Genomic DNA, 19,989 nt, shown 5'->3' on the forward strand with positions numbered 1-19,989 from the left:
TAAAAGAAATACAGCTTCAGGAAGGAAGACAAGATGAGTAAATTGTTACAACAGCTGCAGACAGAAGTGGAAAAACGGCGCACTTTCGCGATTATTTCACACCCCGATGCGGGGAAAACGACACTGACGGAAAAACTGCTGCTTTTTGGCGGCGCCATCCGTCTGGCGGGTACAGTAAAAGGACGCAAAGCAAGCAAGCACGCGACATCGGACTGGATGGAGATAGAGAAGCAGAGAGGGATCTCTGTGACGTCTTCCGTCATGCAATTCGATTATGAGGGCCATCGTGTAAATATTCTGGATACACCGGGCCACCAGGATTTCTCGGAGGATACGTACCGTACCTTAACCGCCGCTGACAGCGCAGTGATGCTGATCGACGTGGCCAAAGGGGTGGAGGCGCAGACGAAGAAGCTGTTCCAGGTGTGCCGGATGCGTGGGATTCCGATTTTTACCTTCATCAACAAGCTGGACCGGGAAGGCCGCGATCCGTTCGATCTGCTGGAAGAGCTGGAGGAAGTGCTCGGCATACGTTCCTATCCGATGAACTGGCCGATCGGCATGGGCAAAGCCTTTTGCGGAGTTTATGACCGGGAGAAGGAGCAGTTGGAGCTTTTCCAGGGCAACGACCATAAAGGCGTCGAGGTGCGAAAAGTAAGCGGCTATAACGACCCGTTGGTGCGCGAGATTGCGGGTGAGTTCCTCCACGATCAGCTTTGCCAGGAGGTCGAGCTTCTGGATGTGGCTGGGGACCCTTTTGATATGGAAAAAGTTATGGCTGGCGAGCTGACTCCTGTTTTCTTCGGCAGCGCTGTGAACAACTTCGGCGTGCAGACGTTCCTGGATAATTTCCTGCAGCTTGCTCCGAAGCCGGAACCCCGTAAAAGCTCGATAGGCGAGGTGCAGCCGACGGACGACAAATTCTCCGGATACGTATTCAAGATCCAGGCAAATATGAATCCGGCCCACCGCGACCGCATCGCCTTCCTGCGCATCGTGTCGGGTAAATTCGAACGGGGTATGTCCGTTCGCCATGTGCGCGCGGGCAAAGAGATCAAGCTGGCGCAGCCGCAGCAGTTTCTCGCCCAGGACCGGGACATCGTGGATGAGGCGTATGCCGGAGATATAATCGGGCTGTTTGACCCGGGTATTTTCCGCATCGGCGATTCTTTGTCCGAGGGCAAGGATATCGAGTTCGCCGAGCTGCCGACGTTCTCTCCCGAGCTGTTCAGCAAAGTGACGGTTAAGAACGCGCTGAAGCACAAGCAGTATCAGAAAGGCATCAATCAGCTGACGGAGGAAGGGACCATCCAGGTGTTCACTACGATCGGCTTTGAGGACACTATTCTGGGAGTGGTCGGCCAGCTGCAGTTCGAGGTGTTCGAGCACCGGATGAAGGCCGAATATGGCGTGGACATCCAGCTGCACCGCATGAACTTCCAGTTTGCGCGATGGATCGTTGACGACAAGATCGATCCCGGCAAATTTCGCATTAACTCTCAGCTGGTAACGGACAAGAACGGCAACTACGTGGCGCTGTTCGAGAACGAGTACGCGATGCGCACGGCGATGGAGAAGAATCCGACCGCCAAGTTTTTGGAGCAAGCTCCTTAAACGCGCCGGAAGAGGCGCGTGTGCCGGAGCGCGTTGCGAAGTTGGACGGCGGGCGGTTTGTTAATTTTCATAAAAAAAGCAAATGCTAACTCATATTGCAACTGCCCTAAGAAAGCGGGGATTTAACGTGAAAGAAAGATCCGGTTCGTTTGTGCCTTACATACCTGCTGCCCGATCGCTGCCTGAGCTCACCCTGATCGCAATTCTGCTGGGAATTGTTCTGGCTGTCGTATTTGGCGCGGCTAACGCCTACCTCGGGCTTAAAATCGGCTTGACAGTCAGTGCTTCGATTCCGTCTGCAGTGATTTCGTTAGCCATTCTGCGGGGAATTTTGCGGCGCAAATCGATCCTGGAGAACAACATCGTGCAAACGATGACCACGGCGGGAGAAGCGGTGGCTGCCGGCGCTATCTTTACCATACCCGCGTTGTTCCTGTGGAACCTGGCGCCAAGCCAGTTTTTGGTGTCGTTCATCGTATTGACCGGCGGGTTTCTGGGCGTCTTCATGATGGTTCCGCTCCGCAGGCTGCTGATCGTCAATGAGCACCATACCCTGCCTTATCCTGAAGGGAGTGCCTGCGCAGAAGTGCTGATCACGGGGGAGAACGGAGGCAGCGGAGCCAAGCTGGTATTCACGGGCTTCTTTGCCGGCGGAATTCTGAAAGCGCTGGGCGACGGGTTTCGATGGTTTAAGACGGAAATCGAAGCGCAGGTGTCGGGGTTTAAAAATGCGGTGATCGGAATGGACACTTATCCGGCTCTACTGGGCGTGGGGTACATTATCGGACCGAGAATCGCCGGACAGATGATAGCCGGAGGTATTCTGGCGTGGCTCGTAATGATCCCGATGATCGGCTTTTTCGGTTCCGCCGGAGCGCGGCCTGTTGCACCGGCCACAGCTGCGATTCCGGCTTTGGACGCTTGGGGCATCTGGGCGCAGTATATCCGATATATCGGGGCGGGCGCGGTCGCGACGGGCGGGCTCATCACACTGGTCAAAACGCTTCCGCTGCTAGTGTCCTCGGTTGGACAAACTTTCTCCGGTTTAAAGAGGGGCGGGGGTGTGCCGAGTTCTGCCGAACGTACGAACCGCGACATGCCCTCATGGGTTTTGCTCGGCGGTGTGGTCCTGCTGATTCTGATTATTGCCTTTTCTCCTTTGACGGACGTGGGCATAATCGGCGGAATCGCTGTCGCGGTGCTGGGATTTTTGTTCGTCACCGTCGCCTCCCGTATTGTCGGGTTAGTGGGAAGCTCTTCCTCGCCTGTTTCCGGTATGACTATCGCTACGCTTTTGATCGTTACACTGGTGTTTAAAATGACCGGAGTCACGGGGCAGACGGGCATGGTAGCGGCTTTAACGGTTGGAGCGATCGTTTGCGTTGCATTGGCAGTCGCCGGGGACATTTCCCAGGATTTAAAAACCGGTTACCTGGTGGGAGGGACCCCATGGAAGCAGCAGATCGCAATGATGGTGGGAGTGCTGGTGAGCGGCTTAATCATCGGCTTTATCCTGGTTATTCTGAACAAAGCGTTTATAATGGGCTCCGCCGAGCTTCCCGCACCTAAAGCCGTGCTAATGAAGCTGGTCGTTGAGGGCCTGATGGCGGAAAATCTTCCGTGGGACCTTATCTTTATCGGTGCGATGTCGGCGGTTGTGTTCGAATTCTTGGGTTTAAACTCACTCACCGTCGCGGTCGGCATCTACCTTCCTATCCATGTGAGCACGCCGATTATGGCCGGAGGGGTGGTGCGCTGGCTGGTGGAATATATGTCCCGCAATGAAGAAACCGCGAAAGCCCGTGTCGAGACAGGGACGCTTTTTGCCTCAGGGCTTATCGCCGGTGAATCCTTGGTCGGCGTAATTATCGCGATACTTATTTTTGTAAAAGTCCCTGTGCCCAAGCAGGTTGTGCTGAATGAAAACTGGTTTTCGCTTATGATCTTCATCGTCCTGGCGATTATGTTGGGGTGGGTATCCTATCAAGGGAAAAACAAATCGAGTGCGGCGGAGCGGAGTGAATGAGAATGGGGCGGTTGAACTTACTTGAGATGTCACCCGTACTGAAGGAAGGCCTTAAATTGGAACAAAAGGGGGAGGCCAGCGTATTGGTCATCCCCCGTAACAGCTGGTTGGAGCGGCTCTCGGTCAGGTTATGGAATCAGCCGGCCGCATTTCGCGTCAAGCTGGATGCGCTTGGAAGCCAGGTGCTGCGAAAGTGCGCCGGGCAGCATACCGTAGCCGAGATTGAACGCGAGCTGGCTTATGTATTCGGTGAACAAGCGGAGCCCGTCCTGCCCAGATTGGTGAAGTTTCTTGAAATAGTGGAAGCCAACGGCTGGATCGGATACCGGAGCGGAAAGAGTGTAAAGTAAAAACACTTGACTCGGGTAACAGTGGTGTGTATAATAAGTATTTGTAAACTCAATAACCCCTTTACTTTGTATAGTAACAGCACAATCTTTTTTTCCTCAGAAGTTTTTTCCTGGAACCAGCCGGTTCGACATCATCTTATTTCCCATAACCCGCAAAGAGTAGATGTGAAGAAGAAGGACGAAAAGACAAGTCTGTTACGGAATTTTGATAGACTTAATTCACACTGGCGCGGTCTTCGGAGCCGTAAGGATGGAAGAGAGGCAGGGCTTTCATTGTTTTAAGCATCAAATGATACTCGTTCTGCGAGAACGATGAATAAATAAGTAATGTGAGTTTGTGCAGATTGTCACATAAGAAAAGCACCCGGTCGCCGGGTGCTTTTCTTCATTTCGCTGGGACTACGGTGGTGTGTTGCAACAGAGTGTGACTCGATTCGTACCTTCAGCCAATGCAGTCTTACAGCGAGTTCCTGTAAATCTCCAGGACGTCGCTGCGGTCCAGCTTCTTGAAGTGGCCGAATTCGCCGTACACCATAGCCTTGTCCGCCATGACATCGAGCTGCGAATCGTCAATGTCATAGTCCGCGAGCCGGCTTGGGGCACCGATAGAGGTCCAGAAGCCGCGGACTGCTTGAATTCCCTCTTCGGCCACGGCCCGGTCGCTTTTGCCTGACGGATCCACGCCAAAAACGTTGACGGCCATCCGTTTAAAACGTTCAACGTCTGCATCCAGCGTATGCTTCATCCAGTTCGGGAACAAAATCGCCAGTCCGCCTCCGTGAGGAATATCATACACCGCGGATACGGCGTGCTCTAGGTTATGGGTGGCCCAGTCGCCCCGGACTCCCATGCTGAGGATGCCGTTCAAAGCCATCGTACCGCAGTACAGTATGGTTGCGCGGTATTCAAGGTTTTGAAGGTCGCCCAGCAGCTTCGGCGCGGTCTCGATGACCGTTCTCAGTATGGTCTCGCAGAATCCGGTCTGTACGGGCGCATTCTTGTCATGGTGAAAATACTGCTCGAACACGTGAGACATAATGTCCACCATGCCGTATACGGTCTGGTCTTGAGGGACTGTAGCCGTATTAGCAGGGTCGAGAATTGAAAACTTCGGATATGTAAAAGGCGATCCAAAGCTGAGCTTCTCCTTCGTTTCCCAGTTGGTGATCACAGCGCCGGAATTCATCTCCGAGCCGGTAGCGGCCAAAGTGAGTACGGTGGCGAGAGGCAGGGCGTCTTTGACCGTGGCTTTACGGGTGACAATATCCCAGAAATCCCCTTCATATTTAGCCGCCGCGGCAATCCCCTTGACGCAGTCAATGACGCTGCCTCCGCCGACAGCGAGGATAAGGTCGATGTTATTCTTTCTGCACAGCTCTGCGCCTTTATTGACCGTACTCAAACGAGGATTCGGCTCCACCCCGCTCAGTTCCTGGACTTGCGCACCCGCTTCCTTCAGATAGGACAGAACTTTGTCGTACAAGCCGCTGCGTTTGATGCTGCCTCCTCCGTAAACGAGAAGAACATTTTTGCCGTATTTGGGAACCTCGGTTTTCAGCTGCTCCAATTGGCCTTGGCCGAAAATCAGCTTCGTTGGGTTATGAAATGTAAAGTTATTCAAAGCAGGTAGCCTCCCTAAGTTTGAGAATAGAATCCTCCTTTATTATAACCATAAGTTCAGCTCATTCAAAATCAACCAGTTGCATACACATACGTGTAGGTACCAAAATTTTTGGATAAGGGGTTGGGTTTGTGCTGGAAAATTCTGAAATCCGTGCTTATGCCAGAAGAAGCCTGAAAGGCAAATGGGGAAGCTCCATCCTTGTCTGCCTGGTGTATACGCTCATTATCGGGGTCTGCGGCGAGCTGTCTTTTATCGGGTCGATTATTAATCTGTTGATTGCCGGGCCGCTCCATTACGGGTTGTCCAAATATTTTCTTCAATTGAACAGAGGCAGGGAGGCTTCGATCTCGAATCTGTTTGACGGCTTCAAGCCGATGTTCGTCCCTGCCTTGCTGACGATGCTGCTGACCGGGATTTACGTGTTCCTGTGGAGCCTGCTGCTGATTGTCCCAGGCATTATCGCCGCGCTGCGGTACTCGCAAGCTTATTACATATTAAACGACCAGCCCGAGCTCACGGCTTCCGAGGCGATTCGCACAAGCGCCCAAATGATGTCCGGACACAAATGGAAGCTGTTCCTGCTTTACCTGAGCTTCATCGGTTGGTTTCTGCTCAGCTTGCTGTCTCTCTGTATCGGGTTCCTGTGGATTATCCCTTATGTTCAAGCGTCTGCAGCCAAATTCTATGATACAGTCAAAAATGAATACGGCGGCAATGCAGCCTGATAAAGTCCTGCCGCGTCACGAGCCACCTTCTATATGGAGGTGGTTTTTGTATTGCCACAATATACAACTCAAAAAAACTAGACAGTGCCGGAAAAATATAATACTATGGAGAACATGTATAATGGAGAGCCAGAAAGGGAAGATAGGTTACATGCAAACAAATCATTCTAAAAATACACAGCACGCAGGAGATCAATTCAGCTCCATGGGCTTCATTCTGGCCGCGATCGGAAGCTCGGTGGGACTCGGGAACATGTGGAAGTTTCCGTATATCACAGGAGTATACGGCGGCGCTGCTTTCTTTTTGCTGTTTATCATTTGCCTGGTGCTTGTCGGGCTGCCTATTCTGCTTGCGGAAATGGCGATCGGCCGGGGCGGGCGGGGAAATGCGTCGAGCTCGTTTACCAATCTGTCAAACCGGAAAATATGGGGAGGCTTCGGGTTCTTGTCCGTGGTCGGCGCCTTTATGATAATGTCGTTTTATGGGGTCGTCTCAGGTTGGACACTGCATTACGCGGTAAGGTCTTTTTCCGGCAGCCTGTTCAATAACATGGATTTCAAAGGCCAATTCGTATCCTTCACTTCCGGCTATCTGCCTGTGTTCTGGCAGGCCGTCGTAATGCTGCTGGTCATTGTCGTAGTTGCGAAAGGAATTTCCGGCGGAATCGAAAAATTTAACAAATATTTAATTCCCGGGCTGCTTGTCATTCTGCTTCTGCTCATGTTCCGCGCTCTCAGCCTTCCCAACGCCATGGCGGGAGTAGAGTACTTCCTGAGGCCCGATTTCTCGAAGCTTTCCGCTGAGTCTGCTCTTGTCGCCCTGGGGCACGCTTTCTTCTCGCTTTCGCTTGGGATGGGAACGATGCTCACCTACGGAGCCTACGTTCAAAAGAACCAGTCTTTAGGCGCGGCGGCACTGGCGGTAGGCGGAGGAGACCTGCTCTATGCGCTGGTGGCGGGGCTGATCATTTTTCCGACGACCTTCGCTTTCGGGATTGAAGCGGATTCCGGTCCGGGCCTGGTGTTCATCACGCTTCCGGCGGCCTTTTCCGCTATGCCTTTCGGCAGCTTCTTCGCAGGCATCTTCTTCGTGCTGCTGGCCATTGCGGCACTGACCTCGGCCGTGTCTTTACTTGAGGTGCCGGTAGCGTATGTAACTGAAAAATGGCGCATGAGCCGCACAAAAGCTGCAGTCATCACGGGTGTGTTATGCTTTATTGTGGGGATCCCTTCGGCGCTGTCGACAGGCGGCCCGCTTTCCGGCTTTACCATCGCAGGAAAAGGCGTCTTCGATATGATAGATTTCACTGCATCCAACATCCTTTTGCCTGTGGGCGGTCTGGTCATTACCCTGTTTACCGGGTATGCCTGGAAGCGCGCAGGTGAAGAGGCAGGGCTGACCGGTTTTTGGTACAAGCTGTGGATGCTCCTTCTCCGCTACGTGGTTCCGGTTATGATGTTTCTCGTATTCCTGTATTCCATCGGGATTTTGCAGCTGATTTTGAAAAACCTGTTCGGTTACACTTTAAAGTAATGATCTTGGAAACCTCCGGAAACCGCCGTCAAGCGGCCATCGGAGGTTTTTTGCTGCCAAAGCAGAGGCCAACAATCGCCGCCTTTCATACACTATAGTGCCTGATGCACCAATTTGACGCTTATAGCGCAGAAAGGAAGACCATTCATTGAGCAGATACGTCGTGAGTAAATGGAAAAAGACAAAGGCGCTGTTTGGCAGCAGTAAGCTGTCTGAACATATTCCCGAAACACGCAAGCTGGAGGGAGACCATCTCAGGCAGATGCTGGAGAAGCACCGCATGGTTTATGTAAAACCCGATTCGGGATCGTTCGGCAACAGGGTAATTCGCGTGGAAATGACTGATACCCCGCAGGGTGTAAAGCTGTACAGCTGCCAATCCGGGACCAAGAAGCAAACCTTTGACTCGTTCCCGCAGTTGCAGTCGGCTGTGAAGGCGTTGACCCGGGGAAGATTATTTTTGGTGCAAAAGGGAATCCATCTGCTTTCCCACCAGGGAAACCGATTCGATCTGAGGGTTATGGTGCAGAGAGATGTTAAAAAGCGCTGGGTGGCCACCGGCCTTGCGGGCAGGGTCGCCGATCCGGCGAGAATCGTCACGAATTACCATAACGGAGGCACGCTGGAGGCGGTTGAGAAGCTCCTCGCTCCATACATTGACGGACAGTCGCGGGAGCAGTATATCCGTGACTTGAAAACGCTCGGTTACGATACTGCCAAGCAGCTTTCGGTCCGCTTTCCCGGGCTCAGGGAGATCGGGGTTGATGTGGCGCTGGACAGGGAACTGAAGCCCTGGATACTGGAAGTCAACACGAAGCCCGATCCTTATATTTTCGGCAAATTGAAGGATGAACGCAATAACGTCAAACTAATCATGCGCTACAACAGGCTCAACAAAACCAGGCGCAAAATCGCCGCCAAAAAGAAAAAGGTTTCCTGACATCCTTGAGCGGAGGCGCCGCTCTTGGATGTTTTTTCTTTAGAAGATAAGAAAGTATACATCCGAGAGCAGCGGGCTCTATGCAGTGGCAGGTACTACTTTGAATAGTCATTCACGGCGGTAACGGATTTTTATTCTGTTATTCCCAGATTTCCCGCTCCCCGCCTGACATTAACGGAATTCATTTCCTCTATTTTTGGCGAACAGGCTGTTTACCCGTCCAGGCCAGCGTTTTGGCCATAAATAACGGAAGCACAGTGCGTTAATTCCGGGCAATAGCCGGGAAATACCGCATACGCGGAATAAAACTCCCCTATTTCCGGGAAATGTCCGGGAAACGGGAAGACCGCTCGGAGTAAATCCAAAAAGCAAGGAGTGGAAAGTTTCTGGGGCAGCCTTTGGTGTCGTGGGAATTTATCGCTGCCTGCTTATTGACAGATTGGCTTTCGGATGAGAAAATGTACGCGTGTACATAATGTGATGACAGTATGAATTTCGGAGGGAGCCGCTATCGCAACCAGAAAAGAAGTTGCACAATTAGCCAACGTCTCCGAGGCCACCGTGTCCCGTGTGCTGAACGGCGTGGGCCCGATGAAAGACGGGACGAAGCAGCGTGTGCTGCACGCGGCGGAGGAGCTCGGCTACTATCCCAATGCCATCGCGCAGAGCTTCGCCCGTCAACGCAGCGGCAATCTCGGAGTAGTTCTGCCTTATGTGCCCAAGGTGCATTTGTTCTCAACGTACTATTTTTCCGAGATACTGAGCGGGATCGGGGAAGCGGTGAGGAGCAGGGGATACGACATGCTGCTTATACTGCAATCCCCAGCAGAGCCGGCCGATTACTTGAAGCTGTTCCGTTCGCAAAAAGTGGACGCCTGCGTCATTCTCGGCTCGCGCGACGTTCCCGGGGAACGCGATTCCCTGCGGCAGCTTGCGGAGCATGCGCTTCCGTTCTGCCTGGTGAACCAAAGCTATGAAGGAGAGAGCTTCTCGGAGGTGGACGCCGATCATGTGAGCGGAAGCTTCCTGGCTGTGAGGCATCTGATTGAATCGGGCTGCTCCAACATCGCGTTTCTCAACGGTTCTCCGCAGTATTCGAATTCCGGGGCGCGCTTGGAAGGATACCGCAGAGCGCTGTCGCAATCGGAGCTTCTTTACCGGGAAGAATGGGTCATCCAAGGCAACTACAGCCGAAAAAGCGGCTACGAATCCCTCCCGGCCTTTGCGCCATACAGGAAGGAGCTGCACGCTGTCTTTGCGGCGAACGACCGGATGGCGATCGGGCTGATGCAGCGGATGAAGGAGGAGGGCTGGATGCCCGGTCAGAATGTCGCGGTTGCGGGTTACGACGATTCCGATGCCGCGAAAGTGACGGATCCGCCGCTGACTTCCGTCTCCGTGCCTTTTTTCGAGATGGGCCGGCTCGCCGCGGATAAACTGCTGGACCGTGTCCAATCGGGCGGAGAGGATATTTTTCGAGAAAAGCTTCCTGTACGGCTGGTTGTGCGGAAATCGAGCGACATTCTACAATTTTCAACTTAAGCGTTTACATACGTGGCGACGGCCAGGCATACAAGTGGATATGTAAGCCAATCGAGGGAGGATATACGGATGAAGAAGATCAATGTGGGAATGATCGGCTACAAGTTTATGGGCAAGGCGCACAGCCACGCATACCGGGATTTGCCGATGTTCTTCCCGAATGCGGGGAAACCGGTAATGAAGCTCATTTGCGGGCGCGATCAGGCAGGCGTGGAGCAAGCGGCCAGCCAGTTCGGCTGGGAGGAATCCGTGACCGATTGGCGGGAGATGGTGCAGCGGGAAGATATCGATGTGATCGACATTAACGCTCCGAGCGACGCGCACAAGGAAATCGCCCTGGCCGCCGCCAAAGCCGGCAAGCACATCTTCTGCGAGAAGCCGCTCGCCCTGACGCTGGGCGATTCGCGCGAAATGCTGCAGGCAGCCGAAGAGGCCGGCGTGAAGCATATGGTTGGGTTCAACTACCGTTTTGCCCCGGCTGTGCTGCTTGCGAAGAAGCTGATCGAGGAAGGCCGGCTGGGTACGATCTATCATTTCCGCGCCTGTTTCCTGCAGGACTGGATTGTGGATCCGGAATTCCCGCTTGTCTGGAGACTGCAGAAGGAAATCGCCGGCTCCGGTTCCCATGGCGACCTTGGAGCGCATCTGATCGATTTGGCGCATTTCCTGGTCGGCGGTATGAAGGAAGTGATCGGAATGAGCGAGACCTTCATTAAGGAGCGGCCGCAGCCTTCTTCCATGACTGGATTAACCGCCAAAAGCAGCAAGGAAGCGCCTAAAGGCGAGGTTACCGTGGATGATGCGACCTTGTTTTTGAGCCGTTTTGACAATGGGGCGCTGGGCAGCTTCGAAGCCACCCGGTTTGCTCCGGGGCACCGCTGCACGAACTCTTTTGAAATCAACGGTTCCAAAGGCAGTGTGAAGTTCGATTTTGAAAGAATGAACGAGCTGCAGGTCTATTTTACCGAGGACGCCGAGGATGTGCAGGGCTTCCGCCGCGTTCTTGCTACGGATCCTTCGCACGCCTATATGGACGCATGGTGGCCTGCCGGGCATACCATCGGGTATGAGCATACGTTTATCCATGAAGTGCTGGAGCTGATGGATGCGCTAGAGCAGGACCGCCAGCCGGTGCCGAATTTCCATGACGGAGTGAAGTGCCAGCAGGTATTGGAAGCGGTGGACCTGTCCATCGAGAGAAGAACATGGGTAGAAATAAACGAGCTGTAAGAGGAGAGCGAACAGGATGAAGAAAGCATTGGTGATTCAAGGCGGTTGGGTAGGCCATCAGCCCAAGGAAGTTGCAGATCTGCTGGCCGGGGTGCTGAGAGAGGAACAGTTTGAAGTGGAAATTTCCGATACGCTGGATTCGCTGCTGGATGCGGAAAAGCTGAACCGGTTGAACCTGATTGTACCGGTTTGGACGATGGGAACGATTACCAGTGAACAGCTGAACCCTTTGCTCGCGGCAGTGAAGGAGCACGGAGTGGGAATTGCAGGCTGCCACGGAGGCATGGCGGATTCTTTCCGCAACGAGACGGAGTTTCAATATATGGTTGGCGGCCAATGGGTGGCGCATCCCGGCAATGACGGCGTGACGTATATGGTTCGCATCAAGGACCGCAGTCATCCTTTGACGGAAGGAATGGAAGATTTTACGGTCGTGTCGGAGAAATATTATATGCACGTGGATCCGGCGAATGAGGTGCTGGCGGTAACCGATTTCGGTGATGTTGAAATGCCTGTCGCATGGACCAAAACCTATGGAAGCGGCAAAGTGTACTACTGCTCTCTCGGCCATCAGGCGAATATCGTCGCTATGCCGGAAACGCTCGCTTTGATGAAAAAAGGGATGGTTTGGGCTGCGAAATAACTTAAAGCCTTAGGGAAGGCTCGGGGGAGATCACATGGACAAGTTTAAAGTAGGAATCATCGGATGCGGAAAGATCAGCAGTATTTATTTTGAAAATTGTAAGCGGTTTGATATTCTTGAAGTTGCTGCGTGTGCCGATCTGGATTTGTCGAGAGCCCAGGCAAGCGCTGAGCAGTACGGCGTTCCCAAGGCATATTCCGTAGACGCACTGCTCGCCGACCCGGAGATCCGGATCGTGATCAACCTGACGATTCCGGCGGCCCACGCGGAGATTTGTATCCGCTCTCTGGAAGCGGGCAAGCATGTCTACGTGGAAAAGCCGCTTGCCGTTACCCGTGAAGAGGGGCAGCGGATTCTGGAGACAGCGCACAGGAAAGGGCTTCGTGTGGGCAGCGCGCCCGATACGTTTCTTGGCGCAGGCATCCAGACCTGCCGCAAGCTGATCGATGACGGGATGATCGGCACACCGGTCGCGGCTTCGGCATTTATGATCGGCCGCGGCCATGAGCATTGGCATCCGGATCCGGCGTTCTATTACGCCAAAGGCGGCGGGCCGATGTTCGATATGGGGCCGTACTATTTGACGGCGTTGGTGGCGCTGCTCGGGCCGATCCGCCGGATTTCCGGTTCCACATCCATCGCGTACCCGGAGAGGGTAGTGCTGAGCGAGCCTAAAAAAGGCAGCCTCATCAAGGTGGAAACGCCTACGCATGTGACCGGCGTTCTGGATTTCCACGGCGGAGCTGTTGCGACGATGATTACGAGCTTTGACGCTTTTGGAGGCACGAGCCTGCCGAATATTGAAATCTACGGCAGCGAGGGCACGATGAAAGTGCCCGATCCGAATACGTTCGGGCAGCCCATCTATGTCCGCCGCAAGGATGAGAAGGAATGGGCGGAGATTCCTTTTACCCACGGCTTCGGCGGAAACAGCCGCGGAGTCGGCGTGGCGGATATGGCGCACGGCATCTTGAACGGCCGTCCGCACCGGGCGAACGGCGAGCTCGCGTATCATGTCCTTGAAGCCATGCACGCTTTCCATGATTCCTCGGATGAAGGCAAGCATTATGTGATGAAGAGCAGCTGCGATATCCCTGCTCCAATGCCTGCCGGGCTGGAAGGGTCCCTGGTTGATTGAGCTGCGGAGAGTTATTATGTACAATTTCTTTATGGACGGATTGATAATCACAAGGGACGGGGATGGCCGTATGTCGAATGAAGCGATGATGAAACAGTTTGGATTGACCAGAGGAGCGCTGCTGAAATTTTTGGACACGGTGACGGAAGAAGAGGCGAGCTTTCAGCCGGGAGGCTTCAATAACACGATCCGCTGGCTCACAGGGCATGTCTACAGCGTTGCCGAGAAGTTTTTATTCCAGTCACCTGAGCATCCGAAGGTCATTCCAGATTATTACCCTGAGCTTTTCGGCATGGGAACAAGGCCTTCCGAGTGGAATAGGGAAGCTCCTACGTTATCCGAGCTGAAGCAGCAGCTGACGTTCCAGAAGGAACGTATTGAAGCGCTCCCGGCTGCGCTTTGGGCCGAGCAGGCTCCGTTCCATTTCGCCCAGAGAGAATTGTATACATACGGTGACATGTTTGGCATGGCGTTATACCATGAGGCGAATCATCTGGGACATATGCAATCGATCAAACGTCTCGCAAACAAGTAGCACTCTTCGTTTTATCCTTATATGGCTGCATCCGCAAAGAAAGCCTGACTTGGCCGTCAGGCTTTTTTCTTAAAAGATAAGTAAGCAAGTATAAATCCGAGGGCAGCGGGCTCCCTGCAGTGCAGGAACTACTGTGAATCGCGAATTTACGGCGGTAACTCATTTTTTTCGTTATTCCCAGATTTCGGCTCCCCGCCTGACATTAACGGAATTCAATTCCTCTATTTTTGGCAAACACGCTGTTTACCCATCCAGGAGAGCGTTTTGACCATAATTAGCGGAAGCGCAGTGCGTTAATACCGGGCAATAACCGGGAAATACTGCATTAGCGGAAGTCATCACTGAGCAGATCCAAAAAAGAAAAAGGGTATTGGGTGGAAACTTCACAGGCCGCCTTATTGTCGTGTTCCAGCCGCTTAACCTCATCGAGGAACAGGGCACCAACAGCGGCTGGAACCCCATACCCTTTTCTTCCCCACGCGCAATAGTTTGGTTTACTGCAAAGATCTAAAGGACGCCGTCAGGCTTTTCTGTCGTCTTTGTCTTCCTCGTCCGGCGGGCCGGCCGGCAGGTTAGCACCCAGCACTTCCACCATTTTTTCGCGCAGAGCAGTGTCGCTGTTTTTCCAGATCATTTCGAACAATACACCCAGCCCCGGCAGCACCTTCTCTTCGGCGTCTATGGAATCCTGGATGATTTGGACCAATTCCTCATTTGACCTGCCTTCTACCCGTTTAAAAATCGCCTGTCTCAAAGATAGCAGAATCATGCTTAGAATCTCTCCTTCATGCTCGTCCCAAAGCTGATCTGCCGCTAAAAGACGGAGCGTGATTATTTGTCGCTAATTTGGCCGCTCTAGCTAAGATGTGCAGAACATCCATTTTTTATGCGCAGAGGTCTTGACTATTTTCCGCAGTTCCGGCTAAGTGCCGGGAGTAACACTCATGGTCCATAGGGTCAGATCCGGCTGGCGGCCTTTTTTTAAGTGGAATTCAATTGTGGTATAATACGGCAAAAGGCTGCGTGCCAAAAATCTTGAAATCAATTACGGAGTAAATGCGATGCCAGTTGAGATTAATTCGACACAGAATCAGAGAGTGAAAGATTGGGCGGCGCTGCTCGAGCGGCGGGGAAGAGACAAGCAGAAGAAGTTTTTGATCGAAGGAGTGCATCTGGTTGAAGAAGCGGTCAAAGCCAAGGCACCGGTCGGAACAATCCTCTATCTGTCGGATAAAGGGCCGCCCAAGTCGTTGTACGAAGAAACCCGCAGCCATGTGGAATGGATCGGTGTGAGCGAGGCAGTCATGGCCAAAATCACCGATACGCAGACTCCGCAAGGGCTGAGCGCGGTGGTGGATAAGCTGGTTTGGGGAGAGGAAGTTTTTGGCGGCCTCCGGAACGAACTTGTCGTCGCGGTGGACGGTGTGCAGGACCCAGGCAACCTCGGCACGATCATCCGCAGCGCGGATGCCGTCGGCGCCCAAGGTATTGTGCTCGGAAAAGGTACGGTTGATTTGTACAACCCCAAGACAGTACGCTCTACGATGGGCTCGATGTTTCATCTTCCCATAGCGGAGGCGGACCTCACTCAACTGCTGCCGAGAGCCCAGGCGGGCGGCGCGCAGTTGGTGATTACGGATTTGTCAGCAAGCAGAAGCTGTTATGATCTGGATTTGACCAAGCCGACCTGGCTTGTGCTCGGCAATGAGGGCAGCGGCGTTTCGCCTGAAGTATCTGCGCTCGTGAACGAGACCGTGATCATCCCGATGCGCGGTGAGTCGGAATCGTTGAACGTGGCGATGGCCGCTACGGTGCTGCTGTTTGAGGCGATGCGGCAGCGGTTGCTTAAATAAAATAAAGGAATAGCAAGGGATCACGCGGGGTATTTGCTCGTATGCTTTGACGAGGAGGGCCGGGCAACCAGTCCCCTGCTTTACAGAGAAGGAGAGGTTAGCATTAATCTGAGCATAAAGCCGCTTAACATTGTGTATCTATTTTAAAATGGGGATCGCCGACGTGTGGCTGTCCTTTGCCTTTGATCTCTTCCTTCGATCTATTTTTCTTTTTGTCAATTTAAAGGGGAATTGACGAAAAGTTAATTTCTGCCATATCGTTGCTATTCGATGATTTTTCGTAATTATGGGTATGATTCGGCTTCTGGTCCTCTAAATGCGCAGGGAGAGGGTGGAGAAAGAAAAGGGAAACAAATATAAGGATATCAAAGGCAAACATGGTTTGTGGCAAGAAGCAGAAGCGCAACCGGCGCGCGGAACCCAAGTCCTTGATTTCCCCAATCAGCATAATCAGCAAAATAAATATAATGCTCGCAGTTAATACAGCAGCGATTTTCAATGTCACCGCTATATAAGCAGCTGGCATCATTGCAATGAACATGGCTCCCATCATTCCGCCCATAATGCCGGATAGCAAGCCATCGAGTACGGCCATGGTGCTGATCGGCAACCCTGCAACCGCACCAATCAAGCCGGCAAGCAGCATGCTGATTATACACGCTTGAAAAAAGTGTCCGGGAAATAGGGCTGCGATAAATGTCCCGGCACCCAACCCAATGGTCATTGCAAGGCACATAGCGCTCATCATACCCGCCATGCAGGTAATTCGAGAACGATATTGGACAATAAAGCATAAAATCCAAACGGTAAGCAAGGAATATTCAATGATTAAGAGTAAAGATCCGGTCATAGTGGGCTTCTCCTCCTTATATTGGATACATATGGAGGGTATGTGTAAAATATGTACAACTTATTTTTCGCGGAAACTGTTGCATTTAATTACAAAGATACCGTTTCAAGCTCCCTTGACATACCCTATATAGGTATAGTATATTATTGCTATAAGGAGTGAAACATATGGATCCTAATAATACTTCATATGAAGAATGTTGTTCTGCAAAGGAAGAAAGACACAGTCATCATTCTGAGAAAATGAAAAGCAACCTGATCACTCGCTTAAACCGTATCGAAGGCCAGATTAGAGGAGTAAAGGGTCTCATTGAAAAAGACACTTACTGCGATGATGTGTTGAATCAGATTGCTGCAGTTCAATCTGCCCTGAACAGTGTTGGGAAACTTTTATTGGAAGGCCATATGAAAAGCTGCGTCATGGAACGCATTCAAGCAGGCGATAACGAAGTGATTGATGAACTTTTGATTACTGTTAACAAATTAATGAAATAATGTTACGCGGGAGGGAACCACTAATGAAAAATGTAACTTTGCATGTTGAAGGAATGTCTTGCGGTCATTGCGTGAATTCAGTTGAAGGAGCGCTGAAAATTATAGGTGCTGCCGGAAAAGTGAATCTGGACTCTAAATCGGTTACGGTTGAATATGATGAATCCAAAGTTACACTGGAAGCCATTAAAGAAGCAATTGAAGATCAAGGGTATGATGTTGCCTAAATATAGGATAAGGGGGCACTTTTTAAGTGACCCCTGCAGCTAATTTTTTTTGCATAAAACTATACCCTATGGGGGTATAACACTTTAACTGGAGTGATTGGGATGGAAAAAACTGAATTGGGCAATTCAACAGTGAAGAATTCGATTGATCTTCAAATTAGCGGAATGACCTGCGCTGCATGCGCGGCCAGGATTGAAAAAGGTTTAAACAAATTGCCTGGCGTCACTAACGCGAACGTGAATTTTGCACTGGAAACCGCTCATGTCGATTATAATCCCGAGAATGTTACCATCACAGATATGCAGAAAAAGGTAGATCAACTCGGTTATAAGGCGATGCCTAAAGGACAGGAAAATCAAGCTGAACATAGACAAAAGGAAATTGCACGACAGAAAGGAAAACTGCTGGTATCAGCTTTACTGTCGCTGCCTTTACTTTGGGCCATGGTAGGGCATTTTACATTTACCTCCTTTGTATGGGTCCCTAATTTATTCATGAATCCTTGGTTTCAGTTATTACTGGCTACTCCGGTTCAATTCATCATTGGATCCCAGTTCTATGTTGGAGCTTACAAAGCGCTGAAAAATAAAAGCGCCAATATGGACGTACTTGTTGCCTTGGGTACATCTGCAGCGTTTTTTTACAGCCTGTACTTGACATTTCAATGGTCGGCCATGGCAGAGCCGCATCATGCTCCGCCGATGTACTATGAAACGAGCGCAATATTAATTACTTTAATTATTCTAGGCAAATTGTTTGAAGCTTTAGCTAAAGGACGCACGTCGGAAGCAATAAAAACACTGATGGGTCTGCAAGCTAAAACGGCCCTTGTGCTGAGGGATGCACACGAGATCAGTATTCCTGTTGAAGAGGTAGCAGTCGGTGACGTGGTCTTGGTAAAGCCCGGGGAAAAAATTCCTGTGGATGGGGAAGTGCTCGAAGGGTCGTCATCCGTTGACGAATCGATGCTCACAGGCGAAAGCATTCCGGTTGAAAAAAGGGTTGGAGATAACGTGGTCGGCGCGGCAATCAATAAAAACGGAATGCTTAAAATCAAGACGTCGAGAGTGGGCAAAGAAACGGCATTAGCGCAAATTATCACAGTGGTTGAAGAAGCGCAGGGGTCGAAAGCGCCTATTCAAAGGATAGCGGACAGGATCTCGGGTATTTTTGTTCCCATCGTTGTCGGCATTTCTGCAGCTGCTTTTCTGGCTTGGTACCTTTTCGTCGATCAAGGCAACTTCGCCGGCGCTTTGGAAAAAGCAATCGCGATTCTCGTTATCGCCTGCCCTTGTGCACTTGGTCTTGCAACGCCTACATCAATCATGGCCGGTTCCGGCCGCGCCGCGGAATTCGGAGTGTTGTTTAAAGGCGGAGAGCACCTGGAAGCCACACATCGGATCCAATCGATTATTCTTGATAAAACGGGTACCGTGACAAAAGGCAAGCCTGAATTGACCGATGTGGTTGTGAAAACTATGGACGAAGCGTCATTTTTAGGTCTGGCAGGCGCAGCAGAGAAAAGCTCGGAACATCCTTTGGCAGAGGCTATCGTGTCAGGCATCGCGGCAAAGGGTATTCAAATCCCACAAGCAGAGCAATTTGAAGCTATACCTGGATTCGGGATACGAGCCATTGTGCAAGGAAAAGAGATTTTGGCAGGGACAAGGAAGCTGATGGCGAAATACAATGTCTCGGCGAATGAGGCTTTCATCGCAATGGAACAATTCGAGGAGGCCGGAAAAACAGCGATGCTGATCGCTATTGACGGGCAGTATGCAGGTATGGTTGCTGTTGCGGATACAATAAAAGACTCGTCCAGGGAAGCTGTCGCTCGCCTGAAGGACATGGGTATCGAGGTAATTATGATCACTGGAGACAACGAGCGCACGGCACAGGCGATCGCCAAGCAGGTGGGCATCGATCACGTGTTAGCCGAAGTCCTGCCGGAAGGAAAAGCGGAAGAAGTGAGAAAGCTGCAAGCTCAAGGCAAGAAAGTAGCCATGGTTGGCGATGGTATCAATGATGCTCCGGCTCTTGCGATGGCTGACATAGGGATGGCGATTGGGACCGGAACTGACGTTGCTATGGAAGCTGCGGATGTGACGTTAATGCGGGGCGATTTAAACAGTATTCCCGATGCGATTTATATGAGTCAAAAAACGATGGCCAATATCAAGATGAACCTTTTTTGGGCGCTTGCCTACAACAGTCTTGGCATTCCAATAGCAGCCATTGGACTGCTTGCCCCATGGGTTGCAGGCGCCGCGATGGCTTTGAGTTCTGTTTCTGTCGTATTAAATGCGCTTAGATTGCAGAGAGTTAAACTTTGACCCGTGATGCTTGGAAGGGAGAAGACAGGATGGATAAGTGTGGCTTTAGATACAGCTTCGATTGATTCGCGGTTTAATAAGGAAGGGGCATGTAACTCTATGAACTGGTCTATTCTGTTACTGCTGCTGTGTCCGCTGTCCAAGATGAAAGTAGGCAAAAATCCCAATGGAATCGCTTATAGATAATAAGAAAAAAGCCAAGTTCCTCAAAAGTCGGGATTTGGCTTTTTTATTCCTGTCAGAGCTCACATGAAGTCCGCAGGCGAGCCTGCCAACGTGCGCAAGCTTGCATCAAGCAGAAACTGTTCTGTCTGCACGCGGCCTATATTCGTT

The 19,989-nt window shown here is 51.6% G+C and carries 18 protein-coding genes; 15 read left to right on the forward strand and 3 right to left on the reverse strand.

Annotated elements, in window-relative coordinates:
- Window positions 1-33: 33 nt before the first annotated feature.
- The 3 genes from ACZ5N7_RS18430 to ACZ5N7_RS18440 all read left to right on the forward strand — a co-directional run bounded on the left by ACZ5N7_RS18430 (window position 34) and on the right by ACZ5N7_RS18440 (window position 3,990).
- Window positions 34-1,614, forward strand: a complete 1,581-nt coding sequence (locus ACZ5N7_RS18430; RefSeq protein WP_464656053.1) for a peptide chain release factor 3 — start codon at window positions 34-36, stop codon at window positions 1,612-1,614.
- Window positions 1,615-1,696: 82 nt separating this feature from the next.
- On the forward strand, window positions 1,697-3,640 hold the full coding sequence (locus ACZ5N7_RS18435) for an OPT family oligopeptide transporter (protein ID WP_464656054.1): 1,944 nt from the start codon (window positions 1,697-1,699) through the stop codon (window positions 3,638-3,640).
- A gap of 2 nt (window positions 3,641-3,642) precedes the next feature.
- The gene (locus ACZ5N7_RS18440; protein ID WP_464656055.1) at window positions 3,643-3,990 is read left to right on the forward strand and encodes a PqqD family peptide modification chaperone; all 348 of its coding nucleotides are present in this window, start codon (window positions 3,643-3,645) and stop codon (window positions 3,988-3,990) included.
- 457 nt (window positions 3,991-4,447) lie between these two features.
- Here the strand turns inward: ACZ5N7_RS18440 and ACZ5N7_RS18445 are convergent, their stop codons facing one another.
- A complete protein-coding gene (locus tag ACZ5N7_RS18445; protein WP_464656056.1) occupies window positions 4,448-5,611 on the reverse strand; it encodes an iron-containing alcohol dehydrogenase in 1,164 nt (387 codons plus the stop codon).
- A 131-nt stretch (window positions 5,612-5,742) separates the two neighbouring features.
- Between ACZ5N7_RS18445 and ACZ5N7_RS18450 the strand changes: the two genes are divergently transcribed.
- The 8 genes from ACZ5N7_RS18450 (at window position 5,743) to ACZ5N7_RS18485 (ending at window position 13,901) form a co-directional block, all read left to right on the forward strand.
- Window positions 5,743-6,339 (forward strand): DUF975 family protein, encoded by a 597-nt coding sequence (locus tag ACZ5N7_RS18450; RefSeq protein WP_464656057.1) that lies wholly within the window; start codon window positions 5,743-5,745, stop codon window positions 6,337-6,339.
- A gap of 151 nt (window positions 6,340-6,490) precedes the next feature.
- On the forward strand, window positions 6,491-7,873 hold the full coding sequence (locus ACZ5N7_RS18455) for a sodium-dependent transporter (protein WP_464656058.1): 1,383 nt from the start codon (window positions 6,491-6,493) through the stop codon (window positions 7,871-7,873).
- Between the two features lie 163 nt (window positions 7,874-8,036).
- Window positions 8,037-8,813: a YheC/YheD family protein gene (locus tag ACZ5N7_RS18460; RefSeq protein WP_464656059.1), complete on the forward strand. Its 777-nt coding sequence runs from the start codon at window positions 8,037-8,039 to the stop codon at window positions 8,811-8,813.
- Window positions 8,814-9,323: 510 nt separating this feature from the next.
- Entirely contained in the window at window positions 9,324-10,355 is a 1,032-nt protein-coding gene (locus ACZ5N7_RS18465) for a LacI family DNA-binding transcriptional regulator (RefSeq protein WP_464659348.1), read from the forward strand.
- Between the two features lie 69 nt (window positions 10,356-10,424).
- On the forward strand, window positions 10,425-11,585 hold the full coding sequence (locus ACZ5N7_RS18470) for a Gfo/Idh/MocA family protein (protein ID WP_464656060.1): 1,161 nt from the start codon (window positions 10,425-10,427) through the stop codon (window positions 11,583-11,585).
- Between the two features lie 16 nt (window positions 11,586-11,601).
- The gene (locus ACZ5N7_RS18475) at window positions 11,602-12,228 is read left to right on the forward strand and encodes a ThuA domain-containing protein (protein ID WP_464656061.1); all 627 of its coding nucleotides are present in this window, start codon (window positions 11,602-11,604) and stop codon (window positions 12,226-12,228) included.
- Between the two features lie 34 nt (window positions 12,229-12,262).
- Complete coding sequence (locus ACZ5N7_RS18480) at window positions 12,263-13,366, forward strand: Gfo/Idh/MocA family protein (RefSeq protein WP_464656062.1); 1,104 nt, start codon at window positions 12,263-12,265, stop codon at window positions 13,364-13,366.
- A gap of 16 nt (window positions 13,367-13,382) precedes the next feature.
- Window positions 13,383-13,901, forward strand: a complete 519-nt coding sequence (locus ACZ5N7_RS18485) for a DinB family protein (protein ID WP_464656063.1) — start codon at window positions 13,383-13,385, stop codon at window positions 13,899-13,901.
- A gap of 520 nt (window positions 13,902-14,421) precedes the next feature.
- On the opposite strand, the gene sspI is transcribed toward ACZ5N7_RS18485, so the two are convergent.
- Window positions 14,422-14,670: a small acid-soluble spore protein SspI gene (gene sspI, locus ACZ5N7_RS18490; RefSeq protein ID WP_464656064.1), complete on the reverse strand. Its 249-nt coding sequence runs from the start codon at window positions 14,668-14,670 to the stop codon at window positions 14,422-14,424.
- 292 nt (window positions 14,671-14,962) lie between these two features.
- On the opposite strand from sspI, the gene ACZ5N7_RS18495 reads away from it, so the two are divergent.
- Window positions 14,963-15,754, forward strand: coding sequence for a TrmH family RNA methyltransferase (locus ACZ5N7_RS18495; protein ID WP_464656065.1), 792 nt, complete (start codon window positions 14,963-14,965; stop codon window positions 15,752-15,754).
- 220 nt (window positions 15,755-15,974) lie between these two features.
- On the opposite strand, the gene ACZ5N7_RS18500 is transcribed toward ACZ5N7_RS18495, so the two are convergent.
- A complete protein-coding gene (locus ACZ5N7_RS18500) occupies window positions 15,975-16,604 on the reverse strand; it encodes a hypothetical protein (protein WP_464656066.1) in 630 nt (209 codons plus the stop codon).
- 167 nt (window positions 16,605-16,771) lie between these two features.
- On the opposite strand from ACZ5N7_RS18500, the gene ACZ5N7_RS18505 reads away from it, so the two are divergent.
- From ACZ5N7_RS18505 to ACZ5N7_RS18515, 3 genes are all read left to right on the forward strand, one after another.
- A complete protein-coding gene (locus ACZ5N7_RS18505; protein WP_464656067.1) occupies window positions 16,772-17,098 on the forward strand; it encodes a metal-sensitive transcriptional regulator in 327 nt (108 codons plus the stop codon).
- A 23-nt stretch (window positions 17,099-17,121) separates the two neighbouring features.
- The gene (locus ACZ5N7_RS18510) at window positions 17,122-17,322 is read left to right on the forward strand and encodes a copper ion binding protein (RefSeq protein WP_464656068.1); all 201 of its coding nucleotides are present in this window, start codon (window positions 17,122-17,124) and stop codon (window positions 17,320-17,322) included.
- Window positions 17,323-17,424: 102 nt separating this feature from the next.
- Window positions 17,425-19,656 (forward strand): heavy metal translocating P-type ATPase, encoded by a 2,232-nt coding sequence (locus tag ACZ5N7_RS18515; protein WP_464656069.1) that lies wholly within the window; start codon window positions 17,425-17,427, stop codon window positions 19,654-19,656.
- Window positions 19,657-19,989 lie beyond the last annotated feature (333 nt).

Source organism: Paenibacillus sp. JCM 18996, assembly GCF_055392555.1.